This window comes from Serpentinicella alkaliphila (assembly GCF_018141405.1).
GTDB lineage: Bacteria > Bacillota > Clostridia > Peptostreptococcales > Natronincolaceae > Serpentinicella > Serpentinicella alkaliphila.
Genome location: NZ_CP058648.1, coordinates 1191509 through 1207426 on the forward strand (window position 1 = coordinate 1191509; position 15918 = coordinate 1207426).

Sequence of the window (15918 nt, forward strand, 5' to 3'; positions counted from 1 at the left end):
AACAACAAAGTATTTTTTATATAATACTGTGATTCAAATTCATACATAATATAAAAGAGATATAATAATATGTATGAATCTAAATTAAACTTGAGGGAGGGTTTTAATTTATGGCACCAAAATTTCTAACCGCAGCAGAAGCGGCTCAATTAATAACATCTGAGAGTACAGTGGCTACTGGAGGTTTCGCAGGTATAGGTATTCCAGAGGAACTGCATATAGCATTAGAAAAGAGATTTCTTGAAACAGGAGAACCAAGAAACTTAAAACTAGTTTATGCAGCTGGACAGGGAGATGGAAAAGAAAGAGGCTTGAATCATTATGGACATGAAGGATTACTAAGAGAAGTTGTTGGTGGTCACTGGGGCTTAGTTCCTAAGATGGGTAAACTTGCACTGGAAAATAAAGTTGCAGCATACAATCTTCCGCAAGGGGTTATTTCTCATCTATTTAGAGATATTGCTGCTGGTAAACCAGGGACTCTGACACATGTTGGTTTAAAAACATTTGCTGACCCTAGGGTAACAGGTGGTAAATTAAACGAAGCAGCTAAAGAAGACATAGTTCGAGTAATAGAAATCGACGGAAAAGAATACTTATTTTACAAGGCGTTTCCAATCCACTTTGCTCTACTTAGAGGAACTTATGCGGATGAATTAGGAAACGTAACAATGGAGAAAGAAGCACTATCAATAGAGGTTTTATCTATTGCACAAGCAGTTAAAAACTCAGGTGGGAAAGTTATAGTACAGGTAGAAAAAGTAGTTAAAGCGGGAACTTTAGATCCAAAACTAGTTAAAATACCTGGAATTTATGTGGACACAATAGTAGAAGTTCAAGATTTACACAACCATATGCAGACATTCTCAGAGCAATATAATGAGGCATACACAGGAAATATTAGTATTCCTATCAATAAAGTGAAGCCTTTAGAATTAGATGAAAGAAAGATTATCGCTCGTCGTGGAGCTATGGAGTTACCTGCAAATGCAATAGTTAACTTAGGTATCGGAGTTCCTGAGGGAGTTGCTATAGTAGCTAATGAAGAGGGTCAAGGACATCAAATGACATTAACAGTTGAGCCGGGGGCTATTGGTGGAGTTCCAGCTGGTGGATTAAGCTTTGGGGCTGCAACAAACCCACAAGCAATCATTGATCAACCATACCAATTTGATTTTTATGATGGTGGAGGACTTGATGTAGCATTTTTAGGTTTAGCTCAATGTGATGAACAAGGAAATATTAACGTAAGTAAATTTGGACCTAAAGTAGCAGGTGCAGGTGGATTCGTTAACATTACACAAAATGCTAAAAAAGTAATTTACTGTGGTGCTTTTACAGCAGGTGGCCTAGAAATTGAAGCTAAAGATGGAAAACTTAATATAATTCAAGAGGGTAAATCTAAGAAATTCATAAAAGAAGTTGAACATATTACATTTAGTGGAACTTATGCAAAAGAAAAAGGGCAACCAGTACTTTATATTACAGAAAGAGCAGTATTTGAGTTAACAGAAGCAGGTGTTACATTAATTGAGATTGCACCTGGGGTGGATTTAGAGAAAGACATTCTAGCTCTTATGGACTTTAAACCAGTAATTAGTGAAAATCTTAAGTTAATGGATGATAAGATTTTTAGACCCGAAAAAATGGGTTTAATTATAAAATAATTCAATATGAGAGGGAGATGAGTTTATGTTTGGAATTATTTTAGGTTTAGGCTTGCTTATGTTCTTAGCATATAAGGGAATGTCCATTATTTGGATTGCACCTATATGCGCAATGATAGTTGCTCTTACTGGAGGACTTGAATTATTACCAGCTTATACAGATACGTATATGACAGGCTTTGTTGGTTTTACTAAGTCTTGGTTCCCAGTATTTATGCTAGGTGCACTATTTGGAAAAGTTATGGACGATTCTGGGGCGGCTCGTTCAGTAGCTTATTGGGTAACAAAAGTAATCGGAACTAAATTTGCAATTGCAGCAGTAGTTGCTGGTTGTGCAATCTTAACTTATGGTGGGGTATCATTATTCGTAGTAGTATTTGCTATTTATCCTTTAGCAGTAGCATTATTTAGAGAGGCTAATATTACAAGAAAATTAATACCAGGAGCAATAGCCTTAGGTTCTTTCACATTTACAATGATAGCAATTCCAGGAACACCACAAATTCAAAACTTAATTCCAATGCAATACTTCGGAACAACTCCTTCAGCGGCACCAATTATGGGATTTGCCGGTGCACTTATTATGGCAGGTGGAGGCTTAGCTTGGTTAACTTATAGAGAGAAAAAATATACTGCAGCTGGTGAATTATTTACAGAGCCAGATACTAAATTAGATGAGCTTGACGTAGCTAATTTACCAAATCCTTTATTATCAGCTCTACCGTTAGTAGCAGTAATTGTTTTATTAAACTTTGCTAAATTCCATATCATCACATCCTTATCAGTAGGTATATTACTTGCAATAGCATTTAATTTCAATAGATTACCACAATTAATAAAAACTTTAAACACTGGTGCGGCAGGATCTGTTCAAGCGATTATTAATACTTCAGCAGCTGTAGGATTTGGGGCTGTTGTTAGAGCGGTACCAGGATTCGTAGCATTAACAGATTTTGTATTAGGAATTAAAGGAAATCCTCTAATCTCTGAGGCAGTAGCAGTTAATATCCTTGCAGGAGCAACAGGTTCAGCTTCTGGTGGTATGGGTATTGCACTAGCGGCATTAGGTGATAAATATGTTGAGTTAGCAGCTTCTTCTGGAATTCCTTTAGCAGCTTTCCACAGAGTAGCTTCTTTATCTTCAGGTGGTTTGGATACATTACCACATAATGGAGCGGTATTAACTTTATTAGCAGTTTGTTCTATGACACATAAAGACTCTTATAAAGATATCTTTATGGTAGCATGTGCGATTCCAATAGTTTCAGTTATAGCTGCAATCCTTCTATCAACTATGGGATTAGTATAATAAAGATTAGTTATAATAAACAATGGGGGCGATTATAACTCGCCCCTTTTTAAAATACTTTTTAGGAGGAATTCAATAATGAAAAAAATAGGAGTAATTGGCGCAGGAACTATGGGTGCAGATATAGCTTTAGTTTCGGCTCAATCAGGCTTTGACGTTGTTTTAAGAGATATTAGTGATGCTGCTTTGGAAAAAGCCATGGCAAGATTAGAGAAGAGTCTTCAAAAAAGTGTTGAAAAAGGAAAGATTAGTGCTGAAGATAAGTCTACTACATTAAATAAAATATTAGCATCGAGTAAGAATGAAGATATAGCTGATTGTGATGTTATTATCGAAGCAGCTATTGAAAACATGGAAATTAAGAAGAAAATATTTAAAGAGTTAGATGAAATTTGTAAGCCTGAAGCTATTCTTGCTACAAACACATCATCTCTATCTATAACAGAGGTTGCAAGTGCAACTAATAGAGCAGATAAAGTTATTGGAATGCATTTCTTTAATCCGGTTCCAATGATGAAATTAGTAGAAATCATTAAAGGTATTGTGACTTCTGAAGAAGTTAATACAGTAATTACTGATCTTACAGTTAAATTAGGTAAAACACCTGTTCATGTTGAAGAGGCTCCAGGGTTTGTTGTTAATAGAATATTAATTCCAATGATTAATGAGGCTGTTGGAATTTTGGCTGAAGGAGTTGCTTCAGTAGAGGATATTGATACAGCTATGAAACTTGGTGCAAACCACCCTATGGGTCCGTTAGCCCTTGCTGATTTAATAGGGAACGATATTAACTTAGCGATTATGGAAGTTTTATATAAAGAATTTGGTGACCCTAAATATAGACCTCATCCATTACTGAAAAAAATGGTTAGAGGCGGACTTCTAGGAAGAAAAACAGGAAAAGGCTTCTATCAATATTAAATAAATTAATTTAATATTCAACCTATGGTAACTGCTATTAGTAAATTCTTTCCATTGATAAATCTTTTATACTGTGGTGTACTACTAATAGCAGTTTTTGGATTTAATTTAAGAGGGGATGAATATAATGAATGAAATACCAAAGAAATTGCAATATTTTATTGAAATTGCACCATATCTAATTAAGCTTCACAGTAGTGATATAGCTATAGCTATAGTGGATAGAGAAAAATATGTTGGTTTCTTTCGTGGTAAGGAAATAGATTTTCCCGTAAGGCCTGGAGATAGGGTTAAAGAAGAGACTTTAGCATATAAATGTATGCAGCAAAATAAGTTGCTTTCAAATAAAGTAGGTAGAGAGGTGTTTGGATTTCCCTACATAGGTATTGCAACTCCAATTCATGAGGATAATAGAGTTGTTGGTGCAGTAGTTTTCTTAGAATCAATTAAGAAACAGGATGAATTTATGCAAATGGCAGAAGTATTATATACGGGTATTTCAGAATTACAAGCTGCTTCCCAACAAATTAGTGCAGAAGCAGAAAATCTGAGTTCAATAGGTAGTGGCTTAGGTGGACTTTCAAGACAGGCTTTAGACCATGCTAATAAAAGTAGTGATATTACATTAATAATAAAACAAATTGCTCAACAAACAAATCTCTTAGGTCTTAATGCCGCTATTGAGGCAGCCCGCTCCGGTGATGCTGGGCGAGGATTCAGTGTAGTTGCAGAGGAAATTCGAAAGCTTTCTACATCTACTAAGGAATCCGTTGAGAATATTGAGAAAATAGTTGAAGCAATAAAAATTACATATGGGGATATAGCTAAAAAAACTGAACAGATTGATATAACCTCAGATGAGCAGGTAAGCGCTATACAAGAGGTTAATGCTGCGATTCAATCCTTGTTTACTCTAGCTGAACAATTAAGAATGAAAGCTGAGAGTTTGAGTCAAAAAGATTAGTGAGACTTTTAATCGGTCTTTATTTATTTGAAACAACAAAAGCCAATAATACTGTTTATATATATTTGGAACTAAATGATAAGGCATATACCTTATCATTTTTTTTTATTAATAATTGTTACAGAAGGAGTATTTTGTGTATAATAAATAGAGTTTTAATTTTATGTTATAAGAAGGTGATTGTATGAAAATAGCAAACTTAAATATTGATACTAATGTATTTCTTGCACCTATGGCAGGGGTAACAGATTTACCCTTTAGACTATTGTGTAAAGAATTTGGCTGTGGAATGGTTTATACGGAAATGGTTAGTGCAAAGGGACTCTATTATAATGATAAGAAGACAGAGCAGTTATTAAAAATAGAAGAGGCTGAGAAACCTGTGGTTATTCAAATATTTGGCTCCGATCCAGATATAATGGCTCGGGCAGCCTATACCCTAAATAACAGGGAGAATATAATTTTAGATATAAATATGGGCTGCCCAACTCCTAAAATAGTTAAAAATAGTGACGGAAGTGCTTTAATGAAAAATCCCAAATTAGCAGGAGAAGTAGTAAAAGCGGTTGTAAAAGAATCTGTAAAGCCAGTTACAGTAAAAATCCGAAAGGGTTGGGATGCAGATAATGTTAATGCAGTGGAAGTGGCGAAGGTTTTAGAAGAAAACGGGGCTTCCGCCATAACTGTGCATGGAAGAACTAGAGAGCAATTTTATTCTGGTAAAGCGGACTGGGATATTATTGGACAGGTTAAAAAGGCAGTATCAATACCTGTAATAGGCAATGGTGACGTAGTTACTATTGAAGATGCGGTTCAAATATTAGGACAAACTAAATGTGACGGCATCATGATAGGTAGAGGGGCACAAGGTAACCCGTGGATATTTAAAAAAGTTAAAAATTATATGGAGAATGGAATAATAGAGGGACCTCCAAGTATTATCGAAATTATTAATACAATTTATAAGCATATGGATTTATGTATTGAGCACAAAGGTGAATACGTTGCTATACGAGAAATGAGAAAACATATTGCTTGGTATCTCAAAGGGCTTAAAAACTCAGCCCAAGTAAGAAACAACGTAAATAAGGCTTTGTCTATTGAAGAGATAAAAGGTTTATTGGAGGGTTTTCTAAATACAATTTAGAGAGAATATAGGGTGTAATTTTTGTCAACACTAGCAATAGTTCAAACAATTGGAGGATGAATTGATGAAACGAATTGTTAGTGTAAGTCTAGGTACTTCTAAAAGAGACTATAGTTATACTTTAAATATATTGGGTGAAAACTACCATATAGAGAGAATTGGCTCAAATGGTAGTTTTAATAATGCTATTAGATTAATTAAAGAATTAGATGGAAAAATCGATGCCTTCGGTATAGGAGGTATCGATTTGTTTTTGCAAACTGGAAGCAGAAAATACATTTTAAGGGATGCATTAAAGTTAAAAAAAGCAGCAAAAAATACTCCGTTATACGATGGCTCAAAATATAAATATACTTTTGAAAGAAATATTATATATAAGTTAATGGAAGATGGTGTAGTAGATTTTAAAAACAAGTCAATACTAGTTACATCTGCCTTAGATAGGTATGGAATGACAGAAGCATTAGAAAAATGTGGTGGGAAAATAATTATTGGAGATATGCTATTTGCATTGAATTGTAATATTCCAATATATTCATTAAGTACCTTAAATAAAATGGCTATGATATTACTTCCTATTGTCAGTCGCTTGCCTTTTAGAATGATATATCCTACTGGTGGGCGTCAATTTGAGAATAAAAATAGATTTAATAATTATTATATAAACGCAGAGATTATAGCTGGAGACTTTCATTATATAAAGAGATATATGCCGATGGATTTAAAAAATAAAATAATAATAACAAATACGGTTACGAAGGAGGATATTATTCAACTAAAAACAAGGGGAGTTAAACTACTAGTGACTACAACGCCGAAACTAGGTGAACGATCCTTTGGAACAAATGTTATGGAGGCACTTATAGAGACTATTATTAATAATAGCAAATTTGTTCATAAAAAAATCTCCTATGAAGATGTTTATAGAACTGTTGGACTTGAACCAAGAATAGAGCATTTTATTAAACTTTAAAAACATAAACATTCGAAAAATAATTGTTACATATTAAAAAAGTTGGACAAACTATAACAATAAAGGAATATATATTATAACTCTTTAGGGTTTTAATATAATAATTGGAAAAGGAAGGAGATTATATATGTTTGGAATTATTATAGGTTTAGCTTTATTGATGTTTTTAGCGTATAAAGGTATGTCAATAATTTGGGTTGCACCAATTTGTGCAGCAATAGTTGCTTTAACAGGTGGATTAGAGCTTTTACCATCGTATACAGACACCTATATGACCGGTTTTGTAAATTTTACTAAGTCGTGGTTTCCTGTATTTATGCTTGGAGCCATCTTCGGTAAAGTTATGGATGAGTCTGGAGCAGCCCGATCTGTTGCGTTTTGGATAACAAAGCTAATTGGAACTAAGTTTGCAATTGCTGCAGTTGTGGCTGCTTGTGGTATATTAACCTATGGAGGAGTTTCTCTATTTGTAGTTGTGTTTGCTATATACCCATTAGCTGTAGCGTTGTTTAGGGAAGCTAATATATCTAGGAAGCTTATTCCTGGCACCATAGCTCTAGGTTCATTTACATTTACTATGACAGCTCTTCCTGGAACTCCACAGATACAAAATCTAATACCTATGCAGTATTTTGGAACTACGCCAACAGCAGCTCCAATTATTGGAGTAGTAGGAGCAATAGTAATGGCTGGTGGTGGATTGTTGTGGATGAATTATAGTCAGAAAAAGCTAACTGCCGCAGGGGAACGCTTCGTTGAATTAGACAAAAAAATCGAAGAAGTAAATGAAGCATCATTACCTAATCCTTTATTATCTGCTCTACCTTTATTAACTGTTATTATATTGTTAAACTTATTTAAATTTAATATTATAACTTCTTTAATAGCCGGTACACTGGTAGGTATAGCCCTAGGCTTTAATAGACTACCGAAACTTATTGAAACAATCAATGCCGGTGCTGCAGGATCTGTTTTAGCTATTATTAATACTAGTGCGGCTGTTGGATTCGGTGCGGTAGTTAGAGCGGTACCAGGGTTTCAAGGTTTAGTTAATTTTGTATTGAGCATAGAAGGAAATCCACTAATATCTGAGGCAATAGCGGTAAATATTCTTGCAGGAGCAACAGGTTCAGCCTCTGGTGGAATGGGTATCGCGCTAGAAGCTCTAGGAGCTCAATATGTAGAACTTGCTGCCCAAACTGGCGTCCCTTTAGAGGCGTTTCATAGAATCGCATCTATGTCTAGTGGTGGTCTTGATACACTACCCCATAATGGAGCTGTATTAACGCTACTTGCTGTGTGTGCTATGACTCATAAGGATTCATATAAAGACATTTTTATGGTAGGTTGCTTTATTCCAATTATCGCTGTAGTTGTTGGGATAATTTTAGCCTCTATAGGTCTAATATAAGAGCTAGCAGGTTATTAGGGACGGGTGAATGCTCGTCCTTTTCAAATAGTAAAAGTTAAGTAGATGCTTTAAAATTCAATAATTATGTTATTTAACTTGACATTAGAAATATAGTAGAATATAATATCTACGAAGTAAAAGGCACTGAGCTTTCAGTGCTTTATTATAATTTAAGTAACGTAGTTAAAATTTCCAAATAGATTTTAGAATAAAATTTGTGTATAGACATATATTATGAACTAACATCATAGGTATAAATAATGTTTCTTTAAGGGGATTATTCATTATAACGGAGAAGGAGAGAATATAATGGTAGGTAGAGAAATTGTATTAACAATGAAAGGTTTAAAAAAGATTGAAGACGAATTAGAATATCTTAAGACAGTAAGAAGAAAAGAAGTGGCAGAAAGAATAAAGCAAGCTATTGCATTTGGTGATATAAGTGAAAATTCGGAGTATGATGAGGCTAAGAATGAGCAGGCTCAAGTAGAAGAAAGAATTATGAAGCTTGAGAATACTCTTAAAAAGGCTAAAGTAGTTGATGAAGACGATATAAATTTAGAAATAGTAAGTATTGGCACTAAAGTACAAGTTAAAGATCTAGAATTTGATGAAATAGTGGAGTATACAATAGTTGGTTCATCAGAGGCAGACCCTTATGAGCTAAAAATATCAAATGAATCTCCTGTAGGTAGATCACTTTTAGGAAAAAAAGTAGGAGATAAGGTTGAGATACAAATTCCTGATGGTGTTACTAAATACGAGGTATTAAAAATAGATATAGATCAATCTAATATGTAAGATTTGTATTTTGTTTTGTGAAAGGTGTGAACCAAAGATGAGCAATAATATTGTTAATGAAGATTTAAATGAGTTGTTACAAATTAGAAGAGATAAGCTAGAGCAGCTTAAAAATATGGGACAGGACCCTTTTAAAGTTGAAAAAGTTAATATATCCCATTATAGCGATGCTATAAAAAGTGATTTTGAACAGTTAGAAGGGCAAGTAGTTACAATTGCCGGTAGAATTATGGCTAAAAGAGGCCATGGTAAAGCTGGGTTTATTAATATTCAGGACAAAGATGGTTTAATTCAGGTATACGTAAGAGAAGATAGAATAGGTACTGAGTCATATGATTTATTTGTTACATATGATTTAGGAGATATTTTAGAAGTAACTGGAGATGTATTTAAAACACAAAAGGGAGAGATTTCTGTAAAGGCTACAGAAGTTAGACTACTAACTAAATCTCTTCAAATTTTACCTGAGAAATTCCATGGATTAAAGGATACTGATTTAAGATATAGACAAAGATATGTAGATTTAATTGTTAACCCAGAAGTTAAGAAGACTTTCTTAACTAGATCTAAGGCAATTAAATCTATTAGAGAGTTTTTAGATAACAGAGGATACATAGAGGTAGAGACTCCTATATTAGATACTATTGCTGGTGGGGCTAGCGCAAAGCCATTTATTACTCACCATAATACATTAGATATTGATATGTATCTAAGAATCGCTACGGAGTTACATTTAAAAAGACTGATTGTTGGTGGATTTGATAGAGTATATGAAATTGGTAGACTGTTTAGAAATGAAGGAATGTCAATTAAACATAATCCAGAATTCACAACTATAGAGCTGTATGAAGCCTACGCAGATTATAATGATATGATGGAAATTACAGAAAACCTAATTGCCTATGTAGCGGAAAAAGCATTAGGTACTACTAAAATAGAATATCAAGGTAAAGAAATAGATTTAACGCCACCATGGAATCGTATATCTATGATTGATGCCTGTAAAAAATATGCTGATGTAGATTTTAATGAAATAAAATCTGATGAGGAAGCATTTGAGGTAGCTAAAAAATTAGGAATCGAAGTTAAGAAGGGTATGAAAAAAGGCCATATAATAAATGAAGTATTTGAAGAATTTGTTGAGAAACACTTAGCTCAACCTACTTTTATTACAAATCATCCAGTAGAGGTATCTCCACTGGCAAAGAGAAATCCTGATAATCCTGAAATAACTAATAGATTTGAAGCCTTTGTTAATGGCTGGGAAATTGCAAATGCCTTTTCCGAGTTAAATGATCCGATAGATCAAAAAGAAAGATTTATGGAGCAACTTGCTCAAAGAGAAGCAGGGGACGATGAAGCTCACATGCTTGATGAAGATTTCATAAATGCCTTAGAAGTTGGATTACCGCCAACTGGGGGGTTAGGTATAGGAATTGATCGTTTAATGATGATATTAACTAATTCTCCATCAATAAGGGACGTTATTTTATTCCCTACGATGAAACCTATTGAAAAATAATATAAAATTGTAATTAATAGAAGTCGAAGTTTTGACTTCTATTTTTTGTATATTATTATTAATTAGTATAAAATAATCTATAATGAAGAAATTAATATTACGAGGTGGGTGTACTATATGAATAGCGTTGAAAGAAGAAATAAAATATTAGATGCACTTAAGGGTTCAGGTAAACCAATAAAAGGTAGCAGCCTAGCTAAGATATTTGATGTATCTAGGCAAGTAATTGTGCAGGATATAGCCCTTTTAAGAGCCCAGGGTGAAGATATAATGGCTACACCACAAGGATACATATTGCCAAAATTAGATAATATAAAAAAGCTAAGAAAAACAGTGGTATCTAAGCATCAAGGTTATGAGGCTATGAGAGAAGAGTTACAAATAATGATAGATTTCGGGGCTCGCATTTTGGATGTAATAGTTGAACATCCTATATATGGTGAGATAAAAGGAATACTTGATATTGGACATAAGCAAGAATTAGAAGAATTTCTAAAGAACATTTCAGATCAAAAAGCAGAACCACTATCAACCTTAACAGAAGGTGTACATATACATACTATTGAAATTTCAAGTGAAGAAAACTTTAATATGATGAAAAAAGTACTTCAAGAAAAAGGGTACTTGATTAATGATGATTGATGTGTTATATTTTTTATTAATAGGTGACAAGACACGTGTAAAAACACAAATAAATAAGCATAGAAAAGAGGACTAATAATGAAAGAAACTAGAAATCGTTTTTCTTTAAGAGAATATTTTACAAAAGCCCTTAATGGGATGGCCTTAGGATTATTTGCTTCTCTTATTATCGGACTAATATTAAAACAAATTGGTGAACAAATGGGTATACCTCAACTTGCAGCCTTCGGGCAAGTGGCACAGTTTTTAATGGGGCCGGCCATAGGGGCAGGGGTGGCATACTCAATTGGGGCCCCACCTTTAGCAATATTTGCATCGATTGTAACTGGAGCTATAGGGGCAAATTCTGTGTTTTTAGCAGATACGGGTGCCTATGCAATTAGAATTGGTGAGCCAGCAGGGGCTTTTGTAGCAGCCCTAATAGGTGCTGAAGCTGGAAAGCTTATTGCTAGAAGGACAAAAGTAGATATAGTGTTAGTGCCAATAATTACAATTATATTAGGAGGACTTGCAGGGGTATTTGTTGCTCCGTTTGTTGCAGCTCTAATGGCCTGGTTAGGAAGAAGAATTAACGATGCTACAGTATTGCATCCACTACCTATGGGAATAATAGTGGCTGTTGTAATGGGCATGGTATTAACACTTCCAATAAGTAGTGCTGCTCTAGCTATATCTCTAGGGTTAGATGGTCTTGCTGCTGGAGCTGCGGTTGCAGGCTGTGCAGCTCAAATGGTTGGTTTTGCAGTATCATCATACAGAGAAAATGGGGTAGGGGGCTTAATTGCACAGGGTCTTGGAACAAGTATGATTCAAGTTCCTAACATTATTAAAAACCCACTAATCTGGATTCCCCCAACTATAGCAAGTGCAATAGTTGGTCCCTTAGCCACAACTGTATTTGGAATGGAAAGTAATAGAGTGGGTGCTGGAATGGGAACTAGTGGTCTGGTAGGTCAATTTGGAACATACGCTAAAATGGTAACTGAAAATGGGAATTCACCAAATGAAGTCTTTATATTTATGGCAATATTACACTTTATTTTACCAGCAATAATAACACTATTAATTAGTGAGTGGATGAGAAGAAAACAGTGGATTAAGTATGGGGATTTAAAACTGAATCAATAGTTTGTAAAAAGTAACACTCAATAGTATAATGAAAAGGACTATTGGGTGTTTTATTATGCAGAATTATAATATTCTGGCAAACTAATAAGGGGGTTGATGGATTATGGGCAGGAAGAAGCTAATAGGTGTTATATTTTTTATAGGTATAGTATTCTCCATTGCATTCTTTTCTGAAATTCTAATGTTTATTACAGACTATCAATGGTTTAAGGACCTAGCATATGAACAGATTTTTCTATTGAAAATTACTACTCAGTTCAAGTTGGGTATACCACTTTTTATTATTTCATTAGTGTTCTATTATTTATATTTACAGTTAATAAAGAAGAACTATTATAAGAAAGTTCAATTGTATGATACTAGTATTAGTGAGAAAAGTCTAAATAGAATTTTATTAATACCTTCGGTTTTTTTAAGTTACATAACAAGTACTGCTATAGCAGGAAGTCTATGGCTTGATATTTTGACATTTATTAATGCACAAAGCTTTAATATTTCAGATCCGATTTTCAATAAAGATGTATCCTTTTATATGTTCAAGCTACCTTTGTTTGAAAAGTTATTAAATACAATAATAGGTATATTAGTTGCAATATTGTTTGTAACAATAATCTTTCATGTAATTTTGTATATTATAAGAAAGCCTACAATGTTTGAGAATGAGTCAATGCTTCGCTCGAACGAAATGTTTTTTAAAAACTTTGCTGACATAGGACTTAAGCAGATTGTTGTAATAGTTGTTATTTTCTTTATAATATTAGCTATAAAAAACTATTTTGGAGCATATAGCATACTGTATTCCACTAGAGGGGCTGTCTATGGTGCATCATATACAGATGTAAAAGTAGGGCTGTTATTTTATAGGCTGAGTATGGGTGTGGCTGGACTAGGTGCGATCATTATACCTATAGCATACAAAAAAAGAAAATATAAACTTGCTTTATTAGCGCCGATTAGTTTTGTTTTAATAGGCATACTAGGTGGAGTGGTGTCAACGGCGGTTCAAAGCTTTGTAGTTGACCCTAACGTGTTGCAAAGAGAACGTCCATTTATTGAAAACAATATACGTTTTACACAAAAAGCATATGGGTTAGATAATATTACGATCAAGGATTATGATGTTAACGAAAATCTAAATATTGATGACATTAATAATAATAATGAAACAATTAGAAATATTAGAATTAATGATTATAGGCCAACAATTGAATCATATAACCAATTACAAGCTATAAGACCTTATTATAGATTTTTAGATGTTGATATTGACAGATATACAGTAAATGGCAAATACACACAGGTTTTTTTAGCTCCAAGAGAGCTTGATATAAATCACGTTAGTGAGAATGCGAAAACCTGGATTAATTATCATTTAAAATATACTCACGGGTATGGGGTTGCTTTATCTCCGGTTAATCAAGTAACTGCTCAAGGTCAGCCAGAACTTTTGATTAGAAATATTCCGCCAGTTAGTACTTCAGATATAAATGTGGCTAGACCCGAAGTATATTTTGGTGAATTAACAAATCATTATATTGTTGTAAATACAAAAGAAAAGGAATTCGATTATCCTCTAGGAGAAGATAATGCTGAAACCCTATATGAAGGCACAGCAGGGGTCTCGCTAGGTGGTATTAATAGACTACTATATGCATTAAGGCATAGGAGTACAAAGCTATTTTTATCTACTAGTATTACGAGTGAAAGTAGAATTGTTTACCATAGAAATATAACTGAACGTGTTAGAAAAATAGCGCCATTCTTATACTATGATGAGGACCCGTATATAGTAATACATGAGGGAAGATTGTTTTGGATTATGGATGCATACACAATCGAAGGAAGATATCCTTACTCTAAGCCATATTTATCACAAAATAAAAACTATATTAGAAATTCAGTAAAAGTTGTAGTTGATGCATATAACGGTGATGTAGACTATTATATTTCTGATTATAGGGATCCTGTAGTTTTAACCTATAAGGGTGTTTTTCCTAATCTATTTAAAGATCTAGATCAAATGCCTGAGGGTCTAAGAAAACATATTAGGTATCCGCAGGACCTATTTGATATTCAAGCCAAGGTTTATGAGCTATATCATATGAATAATCCTACGGTGTTTTATACTGAAGAGGATTTGTGGAATATACCTCAGGAAAAATACTACGGGGCTCAGCAAAATGTTGAATCTCAATATATGATATTCAAGCTCCCTGGGAAGGAAAGAGAAGAGTTTGTTTTATCAATACCATATACACCAAATAAATTAAATAATATGACTGCCCTATTAATGGCTAGAAATGATATGGAAAACTATGGCGAGTTAATTTTATACAGATTACCAAAGGACAGAAATATATATGGACCAATGCAAATTGAAGCTAGAATTGATCAGGATCCAGTTATATCCCCTCAACTAACCCTATGGGGTGAAGGGGGCTCTACAGTTATTAGGGGTAATTTGCTAGTTATACCTATCGAAAATTCAATTTTATATGTAGAGCCACTGTATATAAAGGCTGCTAATACAAATAGCCCTCCAGAAATGAGGAAGGTCATTGTTGCTTTCGGTGATGAAATTGTTATGGAAGATTCTCTAACATTAGCATTAAATAGAATATTTGGTGAATCAACTAGAATAGATGAAAGTCCTAGGACTGATAATGAATTGGGAGAAGAGTTTGACATAGATACCTTAGCTTCACTAATTACCAGGGCAAATGATGCTTTCGAAAAAGCTAACGGAGCGTCAAGACAGGGGAATTGGGCTGAATATGGTAGACATATAAATGAGTTAGAAAGGTTATTAGAACAACTAAAAAGACTAAGTGAATAATAATAATATAAAAACCTTATTGGATAGCCATAGCTATCTAATAAGGTTTGCTTTTATATATTCATTACTTTATTGGAAGTTTTAACGTTCTTTAATTCCTCTAAGGACATGTGATCTAAATGCTGAGCTTTTTTTGCGAATTCTTGTCTTGTTATAATTCCTTTTTCAACCAATAGTTCTATAAGTGTGGCGATGGCAAGTGTATTTCTATAATCGATATTTTTTAAATCACTTAACTGGCCTAAGATATCTATTTCCTTCATTAGTATACCCCCTGTTTTTTAATTATTTAAATTATTACCATATAATGATTACATATACAAAAAAGAATAAAAAACAGAAAAAAGATAATAATAGATGTAAAATATAAGCATTAAGCTTAATTATTACAAATTAATATTGAAAGCAAAAGTAAACTATGGTAAAATACTTCTCGAAATAAGGTTTAAAGCGAAGAAGAGAACTAGTAAACAGAAGGCTTTTTTAGAGAGTCGGTGGTAGGTGAAAACCGGTATTGTTGACTGTTGAATCCATCTCGGAGTTGTTTTGCTAATTAACATTAGCAAAATCGGTTGCATCCGTTACGTGCATTGAGAG

Annotated in this window: 13 protein-coding genes and 1 other annotated feature (1 of these 14 running past the window's edge); of the genes, 12 read left to right on the top strand and 1 reads right to left on the bottom strand. The window is 33.7% G+C overall.

Going from position 1 to position 15918, the window contains the following annotated elements; translation table 11 throughout:
- Positions 1-110: 110 nt before the first annotated feature.
- The 12 genes from HZR23_RS06025 (at position 111) to HZR23_RS06080 (ending at position 15321) form a co-directional block, all read left to right on the top strand.
- Positions 111-1667: an acyl CoA:acetate/3-ketoacid CoA transferase gene (locus tag HZR23_RS06025; protein WP_213050338.1), complete on the top strand. Its 1557-nt coding sequence runs from the start codon at positions 111-113 to the stop codon at positions 1665-1667.
- A gap of 25 nt (positions 1668-1692) precedes the next feature.
- Entirely contained in the window at positions 1693-2976 is a 1284-nt protein-coding gene (locus HZR23_RS06030) for a GntP family permease (RefSeq protein ID WP_132848890.1), read from the top strand.
- A gap of 78 nt (positions 2977-3054) precedes the next feature.
- Positions 3055-3897 carry a 3-hydroxybutyryl-CoA dehydrogenase gene (locus HZR23_RS06035; RefSeq protein WP_132848891.1) on the top strand — a complete coding sequence of 281 codons (843 nt, stop codon included), beginning with the start codon at positions 3055-3057 and terminating at the stop codon, positions 3895-3897.
- A gap of 127 nt (positions 3898-4024) precedes the next feature.
- A complete protein-coding gene (locus HZR23_RS06040) occupies positions 4025-4861 on the top strand; it encodes a methyl-accepting chemotaxis protein (RefSeq protein ID WP_165913712.1) in 837 nt (278 codons plus the stop codon).
- A gap of 184 nt (positions 4862-5045) precedes the next feature.
- Positions 5046-6008, top strand: coding sequence for a tRNA dihydrouridine synthase DusB (gene dusB, locus HZR23_RS06045; protein WP_132848893.1), 963 nt, complete (start codon positions 5046-5048; stop codon positions 6006-6008).
- A gap of 64 nt (positions 6009-6072) precedes the next feature.
- Positions 6073-6981, top strand: coding sequence for a quinate 5-dehydrogenase (locus HZR23_RS06050; protein WP_132848894.1), 909 nt, complete (start codon positions 6073-6075; stop codon positions 6979-6981).
- 127 nt (positions 6982-7108) lie between these two features.
- The gene (locus HZR23_RS06055; protein WP_132848895.1) at positions 7109-8392 is read left to right on the top strand and encodes a GntP family permease; all 1284 of its coding nucleotides are present in this window, start codon (positions 7109-7111) and stop codon (positions 8390-8392) included.
- A gap of 306 nt (positions 8393-8698) precedes the next feature.
- Complete coding sequence (gene greA, locus HZR23_RS06060) at positions 8699-9193, top strand: transcription elongation factor GreA (protein ID WP_207667899.1); 495 nt, start codon at positions 8699-8701, stop codon at positions 9191-9193.
- Between the two features lie 37 nt (positions 9194-9230).
- Positions 9231-10715 (top strand): lysine--tRNA ligase, encoded by a 1485-nt coding sequence (gene lysS, locus HZR23_RS06065; RefSeq protein WP_132848897.1) that lies wholly within the window; start codon positions 9231-9233, stop codon positions 10713-10715.
- A gap of 117 nt (positions 10716-10832) precedes the next feature.
- Positions 10833-11357: a transcription repressor NadR gene (locus HZR23_RS06070; protein ID WP_132848898.1), complete on the top strand. Its 525-nt coding sequence runs from the start codon at positions 10833-10835 to the stop codon at positions 11355-11357.
- 78 nt (positions 11358-11435) lie between these two features.
- Positions 11436-12485 carry a PTS transporter subunit IIC gene (locus HZR23_RS06075; protein WP_132848899.1) on the top strand — a complete coding sequence of 350 codons (1050 nt, stop codon included), beginning with the start codon at positions 11436-11438 and terminating at the stop codon, positions 12483-12485.
- 103 nt (positions 12486-12588) lie between these two features.
- Positions 12589-15321: a UPF0182 family membrane protein gene (locus HZR23_RS06080; RefSeq protein ID WP_132848900.1), complete on the top strand. Its 2733-nt coding sequence runs from the start codon at positions 12589-12591 to the stop codon at positions 15319-15321.
- 53 nt (positions 15322-15374) lie between these two features.
- Here the strand turns inward: HZR23_RS06080 and HZR23_RS06085 are convergent, their stop codons facing one another.
- A complete protein-coding gene (locus HZR23_RS06085) occupies positions 15375-15584 on the bottom strand; it encodes a hypothetical protein (protein ID WP_132848901.1) in 210 nt (69 codons plus the stop codon).
- 181 nt (positions 15585-15765) lie between these two features.
- Positions 15766-15918, top strand: a binding site (T-box leader); it runs 59 nt beyond the window's last position.